The 18553-nt window shown below is 70.1% G+C and carries 16 protein-coding genes; 7 read left to right on the top strand and 9 right to left on the bottom strand.

The annotated features are described in order from the left end of the window. Nucleotides 1–143 precede the first annotated feature (143 nt). The 6 genes from AB6V31_RS11510 to AB6V31_RS11485 are packed head-to-tail and all read left to right on the top strand — an operon-like array spanning nucleotide 144 to nucleotide 7114. A complete protein-coding gene (locus AB6V31_RS11510) occupies nucleotides 144–1661 on the top strand; it encodes an ABC transporter ATP-binding protein (protein ID WP_295842185.1) in 1518 nt (505 codons plus the stop codon). Then, entirely contained in the window at nucleotides 1658–2986 is a 1329-nt protein-coding gene (locus tag AB6V31_RS11505) for an ABC transporter permease (RefSeq protein WP_074694074.1), read from the top strand. The genes AB6V31_RS11510 and AB6V31_RS11505 overlap by 4 nt, the downstream gene beginning before the upstream one ends. Beyond that, entirely contained in the window at nucleotides 2983–4260 is a 1278-nt protein-coding gene (locus AB6V31_RS11500; protein WP_056226749.1) for an ABC transporter permease, read from the top strand. Before AB6V31_RS11505 ends, AB6V31_RS11500 begins: the two co-directional genes overlap by 4 nt. Before the next feature lie 36 nt (nucleotides 4261–4296). Next, a complete protein-coding gene (locus tag AB6V31_RS11495) occupies nucleotides 4297–4698 on the top strand; it encodes a cytidine deaminase (RefSeq protein WP_013583709.1) in 402 nt (133 codons plus the stop codon). After that, entirely contained in the window at nucleotides 4695–5984 is a 1290-nt protein-coding gene (locus AB6V31_RS11490) for a thymidine phosphorylase (protein ID WP_369365767.1), read from the top strand. Before AB6V31_RS11495 ends, AB6V31_RS11490 begins: the two co-directional genes overlap by 4 nt. A gap of 23 nt (nucleotides 5985–6007) precedes the next feature. After that, the gene (locus AB6V31_RS11485; RefSeq protein ID WP_056226753.1) at nucleotides 6008–7114 is read left to right on the top strand and encodes an adenosine deaminase; all 1107 of its coding nucleotides are present in this window, start codon (nucleotides 6008–6010) and stop codon (nucleotides 7112–7114) included. A gap of 316 nt (nucleotides 7115–7430) precedes the next feature. On the opposite strand, the gene AB6V31_RS11480 is transcribed toward AB6V31_RS11485, so the two are convergent. From AB6V31_RS11480 to AB6V31_RS11445, 8 genes are all read right to left on the bottom strand, one after another. After that, the gene (locus AB6V31_RS11480) at nucleotides 7431–8279 is read right to left on the bottom strand and encodes a hypothetical protein (RefSeq protein ID WP_369365765.1); all 849 of its coding nucleotides are present in this window, start codon (nucleotides 8277–8279) and stop codon (nucleotides 7431–7433) included. A 231-nt stretch (nucleotides 8280–8510) separates the two neighbouring features. Beyond that, nucleotides 8511–9293, bottom strand: a complete 783-nt coding sequence (locus AB6V31_RS11475) for an alpha/beta hydrolase (RefSeq protein WP_369365763.1) — start codon at nucleotides 9291–9293, stop codon at nucleotides 8511–8513. Between the two features lie 21 nt (nucleotides 9294–9314). After that, complete coding sequence (locus AB6V31_RS11470; protein WP_369365761.1) at nucleotides 9315–10466, bottom strand: mannitol-1-phosphate 5-dehydrogenase; 1152 nt, start codon at nucleotides 10464–10466, stop codon at nucleotides 9315–9317. Next, nucleotides 10463–10900: a PTS sugar transporter subunit IIA gene (locus AB6V31_RS11465; protein ID WP_056226758.1), complete on the bottom strand. Its 438-nt coding sequence runs from the start codon at nucleotides 10898–10900 to the stop codon at nucleotides 10463–10465. The genes AB6V31_RS11470 and AB6V31_RS11465 overlap by 4 nt, the downstream gene beginning before the upstream one ends. 104 nt (nucleotides 10901–11004) lie before the next feature. Next, nucleotides 11005–12669, bottom strand: coding sequence for a PTS mannitol transporter subunit IICB (locus AB6V31_RS11460; protein WP_056226760.1), 1665 nt, complete (start codon nucleotides 12667–12669; stop codon nucleotides 11005–11007). Nucleotides 12670–12763: 94 nt separating this feature from the next. Beyond that, a complete protein-coding gene (gene ptsP / locus AB6V31_RS11455; RefSeq protein ID WP_369365760.1) occupies nucleotides 12764–14449 on the bottom strand; it encodes a phosphoenolpyruvate--protein phosphotransferase in 1686 nt (561 codons plus the stop codon). 15 nt (nucleotides 14450–14464) lie between these two features. Next, nucleotides 14465–14740: an HPr family phosphocarrier protein gene (locus AB6V31_RS11450; RefSeq protein ID WP_056226762.1), complete on the bottom strand. Its 276-nt coding sequence runs from the start codon at nucleotides 14738–14740 to the stop codon at nucleotides 14465–14467. A gap of 20 nt (nucleotides 14741–14760) precedes the next feature. Continuing rightward, the gene (locus AB6V31_RS11445; RefSeq protein ID WP_369365758.1) at nucleotides 14761–15087 is read right to left on the bottom strand and encodes a PTS sugar transporter subunit IIB; all 327 of its coding nucleotides are present in this window, start codon (nucleotides 15085–15087) and stop codon (nucleotides 14761–14763) included. 189 nt (nucleotides 15088–15276) lie between these two features. Between AB6V31_RS11445 and AB6V31_RS11440 the strand changes: the two genes are divergently transcribed. Beyond that, nucleotides 15277–17205 (top strand): transcription antiterminator, encoded by a 1929-nt coding sequence (locus AB6V31_RS11440; protein ID WP_369365756.1) that lies wholly within the window; start codon nucleotides 15277–15279, stop codon nucleotides 17203–17205. Nucleotides 17206–17506: 301 nt separating this feature from the next. Here AB6V31_RS11440 and AB6V31_RS11435 read toward each other — a convergent pair whose 3' ends face one another. Further along, a complete protein-coding gene (locus AB6V31_RS11435; protein ID WP_369365754.1) occupies nucleotides 17507–18367 on the bottom strand; it encodes a hypothetical protein in 861 nt (286 codons plus the stop codon). Nucleotides 18368–18553: the final 186 nt, after the last annotated feature.

Below are 18553 nucleotides of genomic sequence, written 5' to 3'. Positions count from 1 at the left end.
AACCGCGGTCGCTCGGACCAGGAGTCCGAGCGGCCCCCGGGCCTGAGGGCCTTTGAGATCACAACCGCGGTCGCTCGGACCAGGAGTCCGAGCGACCGCGGTTTCTTTCCGTCTTCTTAACGTCTTCGAATAGGGTGCACAGCATGAAGCTCGAGCTCCGCGGCATCACCAAGCGGTTCGGGTCCCTGGTTGCGAACGACCACATCGATCTGGTCGTTCAGCCTGGTGAGATCCACGCTCTCCTCGGAGAGAACGGTGCCGGTAAATCCACACTCATGAACGTCCTCTACGGCCTGTACCAGGCCGATGAGGGCGAGATCCTCCTGGACGACGTCGTCCAACGTTTCCGCGGCCCGGGCGACGCCATGGCCGCGGGAATCGGCATGGTGCACCAGCACTTCATGCTCATCCCCGTCTTCACCGTGGCCGAGAACGTCATGCTCGGCCACGAGAACACCAAGGCCCTCGGCGCTCTCGATCTGAACGCGGCCCGCAAGCACGTGCGCGACGTCGCGCAGCGCTTCGGCTTCGAGGTCGACCCCGACGCCCTCGTCGGCGACCTGCCCGTGGGCGTGCAGCAGCGCGTCGAGATCATCAAGGCCCTCTCTCGAGATGCCAAGGTGCTCGTGTTCGACGAGCCCACCGCCGTCCTCACGCCGCAGGAGACCGACGAGCTCATGGGCATCATGCGGCAGCTGCGCGACGAGGGCACCTCGATCGTGTTCATCACGCACAAGCTCCGCGAGGTGCGCGAGGTCGCCGACCGCATCACCGTCGTCCGTCTCGGCAAGATCGTCGGCGAGGCCGAGCCCACCGCCAGCAACGGCGAGCTGGCATCCCTCATGGTCGGTCGTGCCGTCGAGCTCACCGTGGTCAAGGACGCACCGAAGGCGGCGGCATCCGGGGGTCTTTCCATCCGGAACCTGCGCGTCGTCACCGCCGAGGGGACCGTGGTCGTCGACGACGTCGACCTCGACGTGCGTCCCGGCGAGATCGTCGCGATCGCGGGCGTCCAGGGCAATGGCCAGACCGAACTCGTCGAGGCCATCGTCGGGCTCGCCGACGGCGTGACCGGCACCGTCGATCTCGACGGCACGGACCTCGTCGGCAAGAGCGTCCGCGCGATCCTCGACGCGGGCGTCGGCTTCGTGCCCGAGGACCGCAAAGAAGACGGACTGGTCGGCGGGTTCTCGGTCGCCGAGAACCTCATCCTCGACCGCTCCTCCGACGCGGCCTTCGTTTCCGGGGGGACGATCAAGCGCGCGGCGCTCAGCTCGTTCGCCCGCGACCGCATCGCGGAGTACGACATCCGGACGCAGTCGGCATCCACCCCGGTCGGCACCCTCTCGGGCGGCAACCAGCAGAAGGTCGTCATCGCCCGCGAGATGAGCCGTCCGCTGAAGCTGTTCGTCGCCGCCCAGCCCACCCGCGGCGTGGATGTCGGCTCGATCGAATTCATTCACAAGCAGATCGTCGCCGCGCGCGATGCGGGCGTGCCCGTGATCGTCGTGTCGACGGAGCTCGACGAGATCGCCGCCCTCGGCGACCGCATCGCGGTGATGTACCGCGGCGGCATCGTGGGCATCGTGCCGGGGAACACCCCGCGCGAGGTCCTCGGGCTCATGATGGCGGGCGAGCAGCCCGCGGAGGAGACAGCGTGAGCGGCCACATCCCGAGCACGGGCGCGAACGGGGACCCCGGTCTCCCGCCCGAGCAGCTGCCGACCGCATCCGGTCCCCTGACCGGTCACACCCCGGCCGAGACGCCGGCACCGCCCCGCACGAACCAGTTCCTCACCGAGCTGCTGCGTTCGTCGTGGATCACCACGGTGCTCGCGGTCGTCGCGGCGATGATCGTCGGCGGCATCCTGATGGCCGCCACCAACGACCAGGTGCGCACGACGTCCGCGTACTTCTTCGCGCGTCCCGGCGACATGCTGGCCGCGATCTGGAACTCGGTGTACGGCGGGTACGAGGCGTTGTTCCGCGGTGCCGTGTTCAACTCCCGTGTCGCCGACTTCGGTGCGCAGATCCGCCCCCTCACGAACACCCTCGGGTTCGCGGCTCCGCTGATCGCGGCCGGTCTCGGCGTCGCGCTGGCGTTCCGCGTCGGCCTGTTCAACATCGGTGGGCGCGGTCAGATCCTCATCGCGTGCGCGTTCGCCGGACTCGTCACGTTCAACCTCGACCTGCCGATGATCATCCAGCTGCCGCTGACGCTCATCGTCGGTATCGCCGGTGGAGCGCTCTGGGGCGGGATCGTGGGTCTGCTGAAGGCGCGCACCGGCGCGCACGAGGTCATCCTCACGATCATGCTGAACTACGTCGCCTACTACCTGGTGACGTGGATGGTGCGCACCCCGGGCCTGCTGCAGCGCCCGGCCGGTGACCAGCCGATCTCGTCGGCCACCCCCGCGAACGCGCAGTTCCCCGAGCTGTTCGGTCCCCAGTTCCCGCTGCTCGACCTCGGTTTCGTCTTCGTGATCGCCGCGACGGTCTTCGTCTGGTGGCTCATGGAGCGCTCGAGCCTGGGCTTCCGCCTCCGCGCGGTGGGCGAGAACCCCCACGCCGCGCGCGCCGCGGGCATCTCGGTGCCCCGCATGTACGTCTACGCGATGCTCTTCGCCGGTGGACTCGCGGGCCTCGCCGGCATGAACCAGATCCAGGGTGCGGTGACCACGGGCTTCGACGGTCTCATCGACTCCGGCATCGGCTTCGACGCCATCACCGTGGCCCTGCTCGGCCGCAGCCGTCCGTGGGGCGTGTTCGCCGCCGGCATCCTGTTCGGTGCCCTCAAGTCGGGCTCGTTCACCATGCAGGCGTCGCAGGGCATCCCGGTCGACATCGTGCTCGTCGTGCAGGCCCTCATCGTGCTCTTCATCGCGGCGCCGCCGCTGGTGCGCACGATCTTCTTCCTCCCCAAGAGCGAGGCCGAGCGCGCGGCCAAAGACCGGGCCAAGGCGGCCAAGAAGGCGGTGGCGGCATGACCGCGACGCATCTCGCGGATGACGCGATCCAGTTGACCACGGTGCGTGTGCGCCACATCAAGCTGGCGGTGAGCCTCGCCGTCGTGACCGTGCTGCTCGCCCTGCTGTTCGCCCTCGTCCCGCGCGACGGACAGAGCACCTTCCGCCTCGGCGACCCGGCCTCCGACATCGACCTCGGCAGCGTCGCGGTTCCCACCGCGGTCACCAGCTGGAGCGTGCTCGTCCTGCTGGTCCTGCTCACCGCGTGGTCGGTCTGGGATGCCGTGGGCTACCGCCGCACCCCGCTCTGGCTGCCGATCGCCTTCGGCGCGCTGGCCGTCTTCGCGTTCCTGGTGTGGGCCGCGGCCGACGGACTGGTCCCCGTGACCGGTCTGCTCTTCGGAGCGCTCTCGCTCTCGGTCCCGCTCATCTTCGGCGCCCTGGGCGGCGTGATCGGCGAGCGCGTCGGTGTCGTGAACGTCGCGATCGAGGGGCAGTTCCTGTTCGGAGCGTTCAGCGCCGCGCTCGTGGCATCCCTCACCCGCAATCCCTTCCTCGGGCTCGTCGCGGCCATGGTCGGCGGCGTGCTCGTCGCGTTCGTCCTCGCGGCGTTCTCGATCAAGTACCTCGTCGACCAGGTGATCGTCGGTGTCGTGCTGAACGTGCTCGTCACGGGTCTGACCGGCTTCCTCTACGGTGCGCTGCTCGTCCCGAACGAAGACGTGCTGAACCGCCCCGAGCGTTTCCCCCGCATCGAGATCCCGCTGCTGGGCGACATCCCGATCATCGGACCGGTGCTGTTCAACCAGACCTTCATCGTCTACCTGATGTACGCCGTCGTCGCCGTGGTCGCGTGGGGCCTGTACCGCACGCGCTGGGGCCTGCGTCTGCGCGCGGTCGGCGAGCACCCCCAGGCCGCCGACACCGTCGGCATCAAGGTCAACTCGAGCCGCTTCTGGAACGTCTCGCTCGCGGGCGCCATCGCCGGCATCGGCGGGGCGTACTTCACCCTCGTCTCGGTCGGGCAGTTCACCAAAGAGATGACCGCCGGCCTGGGCTTCATCGCCCTCGCCGCCGTCATCTTCGGTCGCTGGGACCCGATCCGCGCGACGCTCGCGGCGCTGCTGTTCGGCTTCGCGACCAACCTGCAGAACCTGCTGACCGTGCTGCGCACCCCGATCCCCAGCGAGTTCATGCTCATGCTGCCCTACATCGTGACGATCATCGCGGTGGCGGGTTTCGCCGGCCAGATCCGGGGGCCCGCGGCCGCCGGAAAGCCCTACATCAAGGGCTGACCCCCTTCCCTTCACGAGAGGATCCACCACTCCACGATGACCGACATCGACTGGGACGAACTCCGTTCGGCCGCCACGGATGCCATGCACCGCGCTTACGCGCCCTACTCCCGATTCAAGGTGGGAGCCGCCGCGCTCGTCGCCGACGGACGGATCGTCTCGGGGTGCAACGTCGAGAACGCCTCCTACGGCGTGACGCTGTGCGCCGAGTGCGGACTGGTGTCCGACCTGCACATGAGCGGGGGCGGCCAGCTGGTGGCCTTCGTCTGCGTCGACGGTGAAGGTCGCACGCTCATGCCGTGCGGTCGCTGCCGTCAGCTGCTCTTCGAGCACGCGATCCCGGGCATGCTGCTCGAGACCGTCAGCGGCATCCGGACCATCGACGAAGTGCTCCCCGACGCCTTCGGACCCCGCGACCTCGAGGAGGCGGCACGATGAGCGCCGAGCAGTACGACGCCGTCGACATCATCCGCGCCCAGCGCGACGGGCGGGCCATCACCGAGGGCGAGATCCGCTGGCTGGTCGACGCCTACACGCGTGGGTACGTCATGGACGCGCAGATGTCGGCGTTCACCATGGCGGTCCTGCTGAACGGCCTCGGCCGCGACCAGATTCGCGTGCTCACCGACGCGATGATCGCCTCGGGCGAGCGCATGGACTTCGGCTCGCTCGGCAAGGTCACCGTCGACAAGCACTCCACCGGGGGCGTGGGCGACAAGATCACCCTCCCGCTGGCTCCGCTCGTCGCCGCGTTCGGCGTCGCCGTCCCGCAGCTCTCGGGCCGCGGTCTCGGTCACACCGGCGGAACGCTCGACAAGCTCGAGTCGATCCCCGGCTGGCGCGCGGCGCTGTCGAACGACGAGATCATGGCGCAGCTGCGCGACGTGGGTGCGGTCATCTGCGCCGCGGGCACGGGCCTGGCTCCCGCGGACAAGAAGCTGTACGCGCTGCGCGACGTCACGGGCACCGTCGAGGCGATCCCCCTGATCGCGTCGAGCATCATGTCGAAGAAGATCGCCGAGGGCACCGACTCGCTCGTGCTCGACGTGAAGTTCGGCTCCGGCGCCTTCATGCAGGACATCGACCGTGCGCGTGAGCTCGCCGAGACGATGGTGGCCCTCGGCACCGACTCGGGGGTGAACACCACGGCCCTGCTCACCGACATGAACACCCCGTTGGGACGTGCGATCGGCAACGCCAACGAGGTGCGCGAATCGGTCGAGGTGCTCGCCGGTGGCGGCCCCGCCGATGTCGTGGAGCTCACGGTCGCTCTGGCGCGCGAGATGCTCAGCCTCGCGGGGCAGCCGGACGCCGACGTCGAGGCGGCCCTGTCGGACGGGCGCGCGATGGACGTCTGGAAGCGCATGATCCGCGCGCAGGACGGAGACCCGGATGCCGCCCTCCCGACGCCGCGCGAGACGCACACGGTGGTGGCCGAGCGCTCGGGCGTCGTCACGCGCGTCGAGGCGCTGCCCTTCGGCATCGGAGCCTGGCGTCTGGGTGCGGGCCGCGCCCGTGCCGAGGACGCCGTCGTGCACGCCGCGGGTATCGACCTGCACGTGACCGTCGGTCAGACGGTCGCCGCCGGTCAGCCGTTGTTCACCCTGTCGGCCGACGATGAGTCGCGCTTCGAACGCGCCCTCGGCGCCGTCGAGGGCGCCCTCGAGATCGGTGACACCGCGCCCGTGGCGTCCCCGATTGTGCGCGAGCGCATCACCGCGTGATGGCATCCGGAAAGAGGAACACCATGGCATCCGACGACCTCCGCATCGGCGGCCGGAAACTGCGCGATCTTCCGAAGGTCTCGCTGCACGATCACCTCGACGGCGGTCTGCGCCCGCAGACCGTCCTCGAGCTGGCCGACGAGGTCGATCTCGACCTCCCCGCGGACGACGCGAAGGGTCTCGAGGCCTGGTTCTCGGACCACATCGACGGCGGCTCTCTCGAGGACTACCTCGAGAAGTTCTCGGTCACCGTTGGCGTGATGCAGACGCGCGAGGGCCTCGTGCGCACGGCGAAGGAGTTCGTCGAAGACCTCGCCGCGGACGGCGTCGTCTACGGCGAGGTCCGCTGGGCGCCCGAGCAGCACCTCACGCGCGGGCTCAGCCTCGACGAGGTCGTGGATGCCGTGCAGGAGGGCATCGAAGCGGGAGAGGATGCCGCGGACGCGCGCGGTCGCGACATTCGCGTGGGGCAGTTGCTCACCGCCCTGCGGCACAACGACAACGCCCGCGACATCGCCGAGCTGGCCGTGTCGTGGCGGGGGCGCGGCGTGGTCGGTTTCGATCTGGCCGGGCCCGAGGACGGGTTCCTGCCGCAGCGGCACCGCGAGGCGTTCGACTACCTCGCCGAGCAGTTCTTCCCCACCACCGTGCACGCGGGGGAGGGGGCGGGACTGGCATCCATCCGCTCCGCTCTGCTCGATGGACGGGCGCTCCGCCTCGGTCACGGCGTGCGCATCGCCAACGATCTCGACGTCGTCTCGCGCGAGGGCGAGGAGGTGCAGGTCACCTTCGGCGACCTCGCCCGCTGGGTCCGCGACCGCGAGATCACGCTTGAGCTATCGCCGACGTCGAATTTGCAGAGCGGGGCCGTCACGGCCTGGGGCGACACGATGGACGCCCACCCGTTCGACCTGCTGTACCAGCTCGACTTCTCGGTCACCGTGAACGTCGACAACCGCCTGATGAGCGCGACGACGCTCACGCGCGAGCTGGGTCTGCTCGCTCAGGCCTTCGAGTACGACCTCGATGACCTCGAGGCCTTCCAGCTCAACGCGGCCGCCGGGGCCTTCCTGCCGGTGGAGGAGCGCGAGGAGCTCATCGAGATCATCTCGGAGGGTTTCCAGCGCTGACGCGCGGATTCGTTTCGGCGGCGCTCACCGGTCCGGTGGGCGCCGCCGTCGTGTGAGGGCGCGGTGGCAGCGGCGCACGGCGCGCGAAACTCCTGAGATCTGCGCTCTTACACGGCCCCGGGGCCCTGTAGTCGGCCTCGGCTGCCCCGCCTCTCAGGAGTTTCTGCCCGCCGGGTCCGCCGCTGTCGGTGCGGGCGGGGTGGCCGTCGGTCGGACGCAGGAGCGGGGCGCACGAGTGAGCGGCGCGCGAAACTCCTGACGGTTGCGCGTGATCGCGGTCACACGGGCGGGTCTCAGTCCTGTGGGGGTCGAAGACTCAGGAGTTCGGCCCGGGGGCGCCGTGCGCCAGGATGCGCCCGAGTGCGGCGCGGACACGGTCCGGACGGTACAGGATGTCCTCGGCGAGCAGCCGCAACGTCGCATAGCCGCGCTCCAAAGCCTCCATATCGCGGCGACGATCCTTCTTGTGAACGAGCCAGGCGCTGTGGAACTGCTCGCTGTCGCACTCGACGATGAGCCATCCATCGACCAGCAGGTCGACACGCCCCACGCCGCCGATCTGAACCTGTAGTTCGACACGGCAGCCGAGCTGACGCAGAAGAAGGCGAGCCAGCGACTCTGTCCCCGCTTCGGCACGCGAGTCCAGCAGTGGGCGCAGGGCGTGGAATCGATGGGGGACACGTGCGAAGACCTCGCTGACGTCCGCTTCATCGACGAGCCCGAGGTGCCAGGCGTTGTCGAGCGTGGCGACCGCAGACCGTGGCGGTTGGCACCGTATGGCCTGCGCGAGCGCTTCGACGACGTCGACCGCGGCGCGGTCCCGTGGCGCTGACGACGGACGCCAGTGGTAAATGACGTCGCGGGGTGCCGGAGGTCGGCGGCTCGCCAGCGGGTCCTGCTGCACATGGCGGTGCGAGTGATGATGGACGAACACCCCGCGCAGGGCCAGGAGGGTGACGCAGTCCAGTCGCCCACCCAGACGCGCCGCTGCGACGATGTCGTCGTGCGCGCCCGCCGCGACGAACCGCCCTTGCCGCACGCGCGTCAGAACGCCGTCTGCGACGGCGCGGTTGAGAGCGCGCCGCGTCCACCCGGCAGCGTGAAGTTCGTGGGTCGTCCAGACGGACTCCCGGTTCTCGTCGCGCCAAGGATCAAGGGACGTCATCCGCTCACACTGGTCGGTCTGGTCGGCCCCAGGGCGGCGAGGGCCCGAGCTGTGGATAACGGATGCTGGGGAGGAACCGGTGCCTCAGCCCTCGCTCGTGCCAGACTCCTGACTGTTCGCGCCAGACGGGCCTGCTGCCCCGCCGACGGTGATTGAGCGGAGAGATTCTCAGGAGTTTCGCTCGCGCCGCCCTCCGCCTGCCCCGCGACTGCTCGCCGCCGGGCCCGCACGTCAGGGACGGGGGAGGAAACCGGCGAGCTGCGCGGCGATCACGCGGTCGACCTCGGCCGGGTCCGCCGTCGGGGTGCCGTCGCCCGGCTGCGGGCCGTACGCGCCGAACGAGGCGTGCGAGGCGCCGGGGATCTCCACGAACGTCGCGTTCGCGGGGAGTTCGCCCTTGGCATCCGCGATCTTCTGCGGTGTGGACAGGCCGTCCTCCGAACCCGACAGACTCAGAACGGGCAGACCGGATGCCGAGAGGTCGTTCGCGCAGTACGAGGCGAACAGCACGAGGGCATCGGCGTCGGATGCCAACTGGCAGGCCCGCACGCCGCCGAGCGAGTGACCGCCGACCGCCCAGGTCGACACGTCGGGCGCGAGCTCCGTGAAGGTCGACAGCGGACGCGGGTCGAAGAACGCGAGGTTCAGCCAGGGCTTCGTGATGACGACGGTGACGCCGTCGTCGACGACCGTGTCGGCGAAGGTCGCAATGTAGCCCTCGGCCTCGACCTTCGCCCCCGGGATGAACACGAGCCCCTGCCCGGTCGCGCCCGAGGTGGGGGAGAGGACGATGCCGGACCCGTCGTCGGTGATGGTGAGCCCGGGGTTCGCCTGCGCTTCAGACAGCGGCCCGGGTTCGGCGCCCATGACGCCCACCTGGCTGTAGATCAGGATGCCGCCCACCACCAGCACCACGATCGCGCCCAGGCCACCGAGGATCCAGCGCAGAAGACGACGACGCCGGCGGGGCGCTCGGGGCGCTCCGCCGGCGTCGGACGGGGTCGTGTCGGTCACCTCTCGAGGGTAACGCGGGGCTCAGGCGGGCAGTGCCGCCTTGCGGGCCGCGACGATCTCGACGATGCGCGCGTACAGCGGGTGCTCCGGATCGAGGTCGGTGACCTTCGCCGTGAACGCCTCGGCGTCGAGCTCGCGCAGCATGCGCTGCAGGTCGACGGCCTGGGCGTCCTCGGCATCCGAGAATTCGAGGGCGGCGGCCATGGCGGCGACCAGGGCGTCGACCGGCAGCCCCCGCTCCACGGCCTCGGCGGCGGGTCCGATGAAACGCTCGTGACGCGAGAGCTTGCGCAGCGGCTGACGGCCCACGCGCCACACGGTGTCGGGCAGGGCGGCGTTGCGGAAGCGGCGCAGGATCGTTGCGCGGTACTCGCCCTGCACGCCGGCATCCAGCTCGTGCTTCTCGACCAGCAGGGCGCTGGTCTCCTCCAGCGCGGCCTCGACCTTCGCCGCGATCTCGGGGTCCGCCAGGGCGTCCGAGATGCGCTCGATGCCCGCCTGCGCACCAAAGTACGCGGTGGTGGCGTGCCCGGTGTTCACCGTGAAGAGCTTGCGCTCGATGTAGGGCTCGAGGTCGTCGACGAAGTGCGCCCCGGGGATGTGCGGGGGGTTGTCGCCGAAGGGCGGCCGCTCGATCGCCCACTCGTAGAAGGGCTCGACGGTGACGTCGACGCCGCCGCCGGACTGGGCCGGGACGATGCGGTCGACCGCGGTGTTGGCGAAGACCGAACGGGATGCCAAGGCATCCCAGGACTCACCGGCGAGCTCGACCACGTGCTCGCGCAGCTGGTCGGTCGCCCCGATCGCGTTCTCGCACGCCATGATCTGCAGCGGCGGGAGCGAGGGGTCGCGAAGCGCGAGACCCGCGACGATGTGCGGGGCGACGAACTTCAGGATCGTCGGGCCGACGGCGGTGGTCACCACGTCGGCGGTGGCGATCTCGTCGACGAGCGCCTCGGCATCCACGGAGCTGTCGATCGCGCGGAAGCCGGTCACCTCCTTGTCGACGCCACCCTCGCCCACCTCGTGGACGGTGTACGACGACGCGGAGTTGATCGCCTCGACGAGGGCCGCCGAGACGTCGGAGAAGACGAGGTCGTACCCGCCCTCGTGCAGGAGCAGACCGACGAAGCCCCGGCCGATGTTGCCGGCGCCGAAGTGGACGGCCTTCATGCGTTGACGGAGCCCGAGAGGGCCTGGAAGAGCTCCTCGGGCGAGGAGGCGGCCTTCAAGCGCGCGACGTCGTCCTCCTCGGAGAACAGGATCGCGATCTGCGACAGGATCTCGAGGTGCTCGTCACCCTTGCCGGCGATGCCGATGACGAAGGTGACGGGCTCCCCGCCCCAGTCGACGCCGCCGTCGTACCGCACCACTGACAGGCCGGACTCGAGGATTGCCTGCTTGGTCTCGTTCGTGCCGTGCGGGATCGCGAGCTCGTTGCCCATGTAGGTCGACACGGTCTCTTCGCGCTGCTGCATGGCGGCGAAATAGTCGGCGGTGACGGCGCCGGTGGCCTGGAGCAGGTCGGCGGCCTCCTTCATCGCCTCCTCGCGGGTGGCGCTGCCGGGGTGGATGCGGACGGATTCGCTACGGAGGACGTTCGACATGGTTCTCGCCTTTCTCGTCGTGCTGTCCAGCCTCGCAAACCGCGGGCCGGACGGGAAGACGCCAGGGGCCGGGCTGACGCACCGACCCCTGGCGTGCTAGGGGATTACTTGGCTTCGTGCTGAGCGCGCACCATCTCCACGACCTCGTCGTACTTCGGCGAGTTCATGAAGTTGTCGACCGACACGTGGAGCGAGTCAGGCGACTGCGCCTTCGCGCGGTCGGTGAGCTGGTTCTGGGTGATGACCAGGTCGGCCGAGCCGTCGAGGTTCGCGATCGCCTGGTTGGTGACCGTGACGCCGTCGATGCCGGCCTTCTTGATCTTGTTGCGCAGGACGCTGGCGCCCATGGCAGACGAGCCCATGCCGGCGTCGCAGGCGAACACGATGTTGTTCAGCTGCTTGGTCGCCACGGCACCGGCGGCACCGCCGAGGGCGGCGTCGACGTCGCGGTCGGCCGCCTCGGTCGTGCCCGAGCCGGTCGTTCCGGCGGCACGGGTGCGGAGGGCACCGAGGGCGGAGGACTCCTTGCCCTTGTTGGCCGCGGTCTGGTCGATCGCGGCGGCGAAGCTGTCGCCCTCGGCCTCCTGGTCGCGCTTGCGCGAGGCGCGGAGGATGACGCCGGCCACCAGGAAGGTCACCGCGGCGGCCACGACGACCGACAGGTAGACCACGAGGAGGTTGGCGGGACCGGCGCCGATGGCGGCGACGGTGACGGCGATGATGCTGCCGGGTGCGGCCGGGAAGGCCAGTCCGCCCTGGAAGATCATGTTCGTCGCGACACCCGAGGCGCCACCGGCGATCAGCGCGAGGATCGTCATCGGCTTCGCGAGGGCGTACGGGAAGTAGATCTCGTGGATGCCACCGAGGAACTGAATGATGATCGCGCCGGGAGCCGAGGCCTTGGCCGCACCGACACCGAAGAAGGTGAAGGCGAGCAGCAGACCCAGGCCGGGGCCGGGGTTCGCCTCGATGAGGAACAGGATCGACTTGCCCGACTCCGCCGCCTGCTCGATGCCGAGCGGGGTGAAGACGCCGTGGTTGATGGCGTTGTTGAGGAACAACACCTTGGCCGGCTCGACGATGATCGACAGCACCGGCAGCAGGTTGAACTGCACGAGGAACGCGACGATGCTGCCGAGGACCGCGCTGATGCCGAGGAACACGGGACCGAAGGCGAAGAAGCCGATGATCGCGAGGATCATGCCCAGGATGCCCGCGGAGAAGTTGTTCACGAGCATCTCGAAGCCGGGGCGGATCTTGCCGTCCCACAGCTTGTCCATCTGCTTGGTGACCCAGGCCGCGAGCGGGCCCATGATCATCGCGCCGAGGAACATCGGGATGTTGGTGCCGACGATGACACCCATCACGGCGATGGTCGCCACGACGCCACCGCGGGCGCCGTAGACGATGCGTCCACCGGTGTTGGCGATCAGCAGCGGCAGCAGATAGGTGATCATGACGCTGACCAGGCCGACGTAGCCCTGGTAGGTGCTGCCGTCTTCATTGGCCGTGAGCGCGGTCATCGCCCCGGGCCAGTTGATGGTCGCGGCGTTTCCGCCTCCGCCGAGGATCTCGGCGACGGGGGCCCAGTGCCAGCCGAAGGGGCTGTTGGCACCGAAGAATCCGGCGGGGATGAAGAGCATGGTGATGAAGCCCCATGCGATGAATGCCGCGATGTTCGGCATGATCATGCCGGAGAGGAACGTGCCGAATCGCTGAACCGCGATCCGAGCCCCTCCCGGCTTCTTGGTGGGTGACGTCGTCGTCATTGCTGTGTCTCCTTGACTGACTGCACGGCCGGGGCCGTATGGGGGTGCGGCTGACGCCGCGGTGTCGACGGGGCGGCCGGAACCGCCCCGGGGTTTACGGGGTGTGGACGAGGGTGGAGGCGGCCTGCGCTGCCTCGCGGGCGGAGGCCGCGTCATCCGCGGCCAGGGCGGCCTCGGCGATGCGGCGGGCATCGTCGAGAGTGTGGGTGAGCAGCATCGCGCGCACGTCGGCGAGAGCCGTGGGGGCCATCGACAGCGTGGTGGCGCCGAGCCCGACGAGCACGACGGCGAGCATCGGGTCGGCCGCGGCCTCGCCGCAGATGCCGACGGGCTTGCCGTGCGTGCGGCCCGCGGCGCCGACCTCGCGGATGAGGCGGAGGACGGCCGGATGCCACGGGTCCTGGAACGACGCGACCGAGCCGAGCAGGCGGTCGGCGGCGAGCGTGTACTGCGTCAGGTCGTTCGTGCCGATCGAGGCGAAGTCGGCGATCTCGAGGATGCGGTCGGCCAGGAGGGCCGACGAGGGGACCTCGACCATGACGCCGGTGGTCTTCAGGCCGTAGTCCTTCGCCAGCGCGGTGAAGTACCGGGTCTCCTCCACGGTCGAGACCATGGGCGCCATGACCCACAGGTCGGCGGGGCCGGCCTCGGACGCCCGGGTCGCGGCATCCGCTTCGGCGAGAGCCGTCAGCTGCTCGCGCAGGATGTCCTCGCTGGCACGGAGGGCGCGCAGGCCTCGCAGACCCAGCGCGGGGTTCTCCTCGTGCGCGTCGTTGAGGAACGGCAGGGGCTTGTCGGCGCCGGCGTCGAGTACGCGCACGACGACCTTCTTGCCGGGGAAGGCGCTGAGCAGCTCGATGTATGCCGCGCGCTGCTCCTCGACGGTGGGGGCCGAGCTGGAGCTGAGGAAGAGGAACTCGGTGCGGAAGAGGCCCACGCCCTCGGCGCCGAGCTCGACGGCCTCGTCCGCTCCACCGGGCTTGCCGAGGTTGGCCAGCAGCGGAACCTTCGTGCCGTCGGCGAGGGCGCCGTCGGTGAGGGGGGCGGATGCCGCGGCGGCTCGCGCCTCGGCACGGTTGGCGGCCCGCGCCCTCTCGTCGTCGGTCGGGTCGACGGTCACGACGCCGGCGGCGGCATCGACGATGACCGACTGCCCGTCGACGAGGTCCTTCGCGCCGGCGGCACCGACGACCGCGACGATCGATTTCTCGCGGGCGAGGATCGCGGTGTGCGAGGTCGGGCCGCCCTCGGTCGTGACCAGGGCCAGCACCTTGTCGAGGTCGAGCAGGGCGGTGTCGGCGGGGGCGAGATCTTTCGCGACCAGCACGAAGGGGTGACCGGGGTCGGGGATGCCGGGGGCCGCGACCCCGCGCAGGCGCGCGATCACGCGCTGGGCGACGTCGTCGAGGTCGGCCGCGCGCTCGCCGAGGTAGCCGCCGAGGGCCACGAGCTGCTCGCGGAACGAGGCGAAGGCGTCGTGCACGGCGAACTCGCCGGTCTTGCCGGCGGCCAGGCGCGAGTCGACCTCGGCTTCGAGGGTCGGGTCTTCGGCGATCATCGCCTGCGCCTCGAGCACGTCGCGGGCGGCGCCGCCGGCCTGGGTGCCGCGGGCTTCGAGCTCGCGGGCGACGGCGCCGATGGCCTCGCGCACGCGCGCCGTCTCTTCGTCGACGCTCAGCTCGCTCTTGGCGTCCTTCGGGGCGGGCAGGGGCTCGGCCATGCGCGCGATGGGTCCCTGGGCCACGCCCAGTCCGATTCCGACTCCACGGAGTTCCGTCATGGTGCTGTGTTTCCTTTACTCGGCGTCGTGGTCGGTGGTGAGGAGCTCCGCGAGGCGCTCCAGCGTCGCCTCGGCGTTGTCGCCGTCGGCGGTGAGGGTCACGTAGTCGCCCTGCTCGAGTCCGAGCGCGATGATCCCCAGGATGCTCGCGGCGTTGATCGGCTTCCCCGCGTCCTTGGCGAGGGTCACCGGGATGCCGGAGTCCTTCGCCGCCTGCGCGAAGAGCTTCGCGGGGCGCGCGTGCAGGCCGTGCGACGATCCGATGCGGACGGTGCGTGTCAGGTGGGGCATGGGTGTCCTCTCCGTCGAGTTCAGATCGTGTCCGCGGGCTGGGCGGAACGCAGGGCGTCCTCGACCAGGGCGAGGGTTCGGGTGCCGCTCTGGTCGGCGAAGACGTCGTCGGGCAGCAGGACGACGGTCACGCCGCGCGGGGCGGCCTCGAGGCGGATGCGCTCGAGTTCGGGGGCGAGGTGCGGACCCACGAGCACGAGGTCGGCGGCGTCGAGGTCGATCGGGAGGGACCGCGGGGTTCCCGCCGAGGCGGAGTAGTCCAGGCCCTTCTCGTGCGCAGCACGACGGACGCGTTGCGCGACGAACGTGCTCGACGCACCCGCTCCACACACCACGAGGATCCTCATCGACCGGCCTTTCTTCCTCTCGATTGTCCGCACCTGTCTCACAGCGGACAACCAGGTTCGTTTCCCACCCCCCGGAACGCGGATGCCGCAGCCGCCTCCTGCGCGCGCCGTCCCGAGCCGCGCCCGGTGCGGACGGGCGTGAAAGGATGGATGGAACGCTGCCAACCGGGGCGGTGCGGAGGACGGATCGTGACGACGAAGGCTCGCCAAGACCGCCTGCTGGCCCTGTTGCTGCGGGACGGGGAATGGTCGACCGCGGCGTCTCTCGCCGACGCGCTCGGGGTGACCCCGCGCAGTGTCCGGTCCTATGTCACGGCGATCAACGCCCGTGTCCCCGGCGGAGCGGCGATCGAGTCAGGGCCCCTCGGCTATCGCGCCGGGTCCGACGCCGCCGCAGCCCTTCGGGCGTTGACCGGAACGGATGCCGGCACCCCCCGCGACCGCCTGCACACCCTCGTCCGGCGACTCCTAGATTCCGCCGACGGCATCGACGTCTTCGACACGGCGGACGCCCTGCACGTGAGCGCCGCGACCCTCGAGGCGGATCTCTCACGCGTGCGGGGACTGCTCGGCGGAACGGAGCTGACGCTCGAGCGCTCGGCATCCACCGCCCGCCTGCGCGGAACCGAGGTCGCCCAACGCCGGCTCCTGTCGAAACTGGCGCACGACGAAATGGACGCCGGGCTCTTCGACCTCGACGCCCTGCGGCGCACGCTCGGCGAGCAGTCGGTTGGCGCCCGCGCGTTCGGCCCGTTCAAAGCCGAACTCGTCGCCGAACTCGGCGCCCTCGGCTACTACGTCAACGAGATCGGCATCGGCGACGTGGTGATGCACATCGCGATCGCCGCCGACCGCACCACGCGCGATCGGGCCCTCGGCTCCCCGGGCGGGGATTCGTCGGATGCCGCGGCCGCCGTCGTCGCCCTGCTCGACCGACTGACGGTCAAGCACATCGGCGTGCAACTCGGCTCGGGCGACCTGCGCCACCTCGCGACCCTCGTGCTGACCCGCATCGTCGCACCCGGCTCCCCGGCCGGTGACGACGTGCGCTCCCGCCTCGACCCGGCGGTCGAGGTGGCCGTCCGGCGGGTCGTCGAGAACGCGGTATCCGAGTTCCTCGTCGACATCGCCCACGACGACTTCATCCTGCGCCTGGCGCTGCACGTTCAGAACCTTCTGCACCGCTCGCGTGAGCAGGCGTGGTCGCGCAATCCGCTGACGCGGTCGCTGAAGTCGACGTACCCGATGATCTTCGAGGTCGCGGTCTTCATCGCCAAGGGGCTGCAGGACGGCCTGGGCATCCCGATCCTCGACGACGAGATCGCCTACATCGCGATGCACGTCGGCGGCCGCCTCGAGCGCAGCCGCCGCGCCGACCAACTGCTGACGGCGACGATCGTGTGCCCCGGGTACTACGAGCTGCACGAGCTCCTGCGCTCGAGCGTCGACCGCTCGCTCGGCCAGGCGATCGAGGTCGTGGGCGTCGAGACGCGCATCGACCCGGCGTGGGATTCGATCGAGACCGACCTCGTGCTCACGACCATCGACCCGCCGCGGCCGGGCGACCGGTTCGTGCGGATTCAGCCGTTCCTCACCGACGCCGACGTCGAGCGCGTCCAGGCCGCCGCCGGGCGCATCCGCCGCGGTCGACGGCTGGCGCGCCTGCGGGCCGAGCTCGAGCGGTACTTCGCGCCCGAGGCGTTCGTGCGGGGGCTGGATGCCGCCGACGGCGAGGCCGGCGTCATCCGACGCCTCGGCGGGATGCTCGTGGAACAGAGCGTGATCGACGACGCCTACGTGGCTCGGGCCGTGGAGCGCGAGGCCATCTCGTCCACCGCGTTCACCGACGCGCTCGCCGTGCCTCACGCGATGGGCATGACGGCGACCCAGACCCGCATCGCCATCGGCATCGCCGACCCCTCGATCGCATGGGGCGAGGGTCGCGTGCAGGTCGTGGCGCTCGTGGCCTTCAGCGAGACCGACCGCGAGGCCTTCCAGACGGTGTTCGAGCAGTTCGTCGAGGTGTTCAGCGAGCGCGACAGCGTGCAGCGCATCGTCCGCCGCGCGGTGTCGTTCCCCGCGTTCCTGGACGAACTGGTCGCGGTGATCGACGGCTGACGCTCGGCCTCCCCGAGCTGACGCGGGGCTGGCCCGGCACGGGTCGCCCTCCTCGGTTTGGGGCGGATTTCGCACCTCGGGGCGTGATATTCACGCCCCAGCTGACAAATCTCGCCCCAAACCCGGCCGCCACCCTTCTCCGTCACGCCCGGCGGCGTGATCACGCCCGGGTGCGGAATGTCGGCGCCATGCCGGGGAACGGCCGATAACCTCGGTGTGGGGCGGGATCCGCACTTTGGGGCGGGCAAATCTCGCCCCAAACAGCGAGATCCGCCCCAAACTGGGGGCACGGGGGCCCGCCTCAGCGCGCGCGGATCCCGAAGCTCTTGAGCCGCTGGGCGAGGGTCTCTGCCGAGCGGAGGTGGGCCCATTTCCACCGAGCGAACGGCCGCTGGGTGGTCCCTCGGATCCAGTCCTCGCGCTGCTTCTCGCGCAGCACGACGTCTTCGAGAGAAAGACCCGATCGCATCGCTTCGTCGCGGTACTTCTTCTCACCATCGAACTCGCCCCAGGCCCTCGCGTCGTCGAGGCCGAAGTCCACGTAGTAGTTCTGGCCGGAAGAGCCGGCGACGGGCACTTGGAGGTCGATCCGGGTGAACCCCAGCTCCGTGAGGCGGATGCGACTGATGCTCTCTCCCGGCAGCTGGGCGCGTCCATCGGCGAAGGCGAGGGCGCGGAGCGCACGAGCGCGACCATGGGCCGAGCGCGACGTGATCTCGAGCACCCTCGCACGCAGCTCGCCGGCCGCAGCGATGTCGTTCACGCCGGGTTCCGGGGCGGTCACCGGCCGGAACGCAGCGTCGAGTGCGCAGACCGCGGTCTCGAACGACGCGGTGCGCGCGACGTCGGCCATCGTGCGCTCGAGGCTCGTGAATCGGACACCGTGGCGCTCCACCTGCTCGTCGTCAGGCACCTCGCCGCGGTGCCTGACCACGAGCGACTGCGCGCCGGGCCGCTCGGGCGGCAGGGTGATGTGGACCTTCGTCGAGGCCGGCGCCCGAACCGGGAGCCCGTGTAGGGCGGCCGCGGTGAGGTGAGAGAAAAGCGGAGGCTCCGAGGTGGTCTGGGCGAGGGCTCGAGCCCGTAAGACGATCCACTCCTCCGCAGTGGGCGGCTGCGCAGGGTCGATTCGGGTGTAGACGCCGGGCCGGAGTCGAACCATGTCGCCCTGCTTGATCAACCGGTTCGTCCGTACCGGTCCGAGGCCTTCAGCCCGCAGGTCCTCCCATGACAGAAGAGGAGGGAGCGCGAGCATGATCCGAGTGTGCGCATCGCCGGGCGACGGCATCCGTCTGTCGGCCCCTTCTGGGGACAGTCGTCGGACGATCGTGCTTGTGGAGGAATTGCT

This window comes from Microbacterium sp. 16-032 (assembly GCF_041079455.1).
Classification (GTDB): Bacteria; Actinomycetota; Actinomycetes; order Actinomycetales; family Microbacteriaceae; genus Microbacterium; species Microbacterium testaceum_A.
Note: the sequence above shows the minus strand (reverse complement) of the source record. Positions and strands in the feature narration are given on the sequence as shown.

Excerpts from the sequence above, each read along its gene's own strand:
- AB6V31_RS11450 (WP_056226762.1), bottom strand. The coding sequence starts at position 14,740 with ATGCCCCACCTGACACGCACCGTCCGCATCGGATCGTCGCACGGCCTG.
- AB6V31_RS11465 (WP_056226758.1), bottom strand. The coding sequence starts at position 10,900 with ATGTCGAACGTCCTCCGTAGCGAATCCGTCCGCATCCACCCCGGCAGC.
- AB6V31_RS11500 (WP_056226749.1), top strand. The coding sequence starts at position 2,983 with ATGACCGCGACGCATCTCGCGGATGACGCGATCCAGTTGACCACGGTG.
- AB6V31_RS11490 (WP_369365767.1), top strand. The coding sequence starts at position 4,695 with ATGAGCGCCGAGCAGTACGACGCCGTCGACATCATCCGCGCCCAGCGC.
- AB6V31_RS11480 (WP_369365765.1), bottom strand. The coding sequence starts at position 8,279 with ATGACGTCCCTTGATCCTTGGCGCGACGAGAACCGGGAGTCCGTCTGG.
- AB6V31_RS11435 (WP_369365754.1), bottom strand. The coding sequence starts at position 18,367 with ATGGTTCGACTCCGGCCCGGCGTCTACACCCGAATCGACCCTGCGCAG.
- AB6V31_RS11460 (WP_056226760.1), bottom strand. The coding sequence starts at position 12,669 with ATGACGACGACGTCACCCACCAAGAAGCCGGGAGGGGCTCGGATCGCG.
- AB6V31_RS11485 (WP_056226753.1), top strand. The coding sequence starts at position 6,008 with ATGGCATCCGACGACCTCCGCATCGGCGGCCGGAAACTGCGCGATCTT.
- ptsP (WP_369365760.1), bottom strand. The coding sequence starts at position 14,449 with ATGACGGAACTCCGTGGAGTCGGAATCGGACTGGGCGTGGCCCAGGGA.
- AB6V31_RS11445 (WP_369365758.1), bottom strand. The coding sequence starts at position 15,087 with ATGAGGATCCTCGTGGTGTGTGGAGCGGGTGCGTCGAGCACGTTCGTC.
- AB6V31_RS11510 (WP_295842185.1), top strand. The coding sequence starts at position 144 with ATGAAGCTCGAGCTCCGCGGCATCACCAAGCGGTTCGGGTCCCTGGTT.
- AB6V31_RS11470 (WP_369365761.1), bottom strand. The coding sequence starts at position 10,466 with ATGAAGGCCGTCCACTTCGGCGCCGGCAACATCGGCCGGGGCTTCGTC.
- AB6V31_RS11495 (WP_013583709.1), top strand. The coding sequence starts at position 4,297 with ATGACCGACATCGACTGGGACGAACTCCGTTCGGCCGCCACGGATGCC.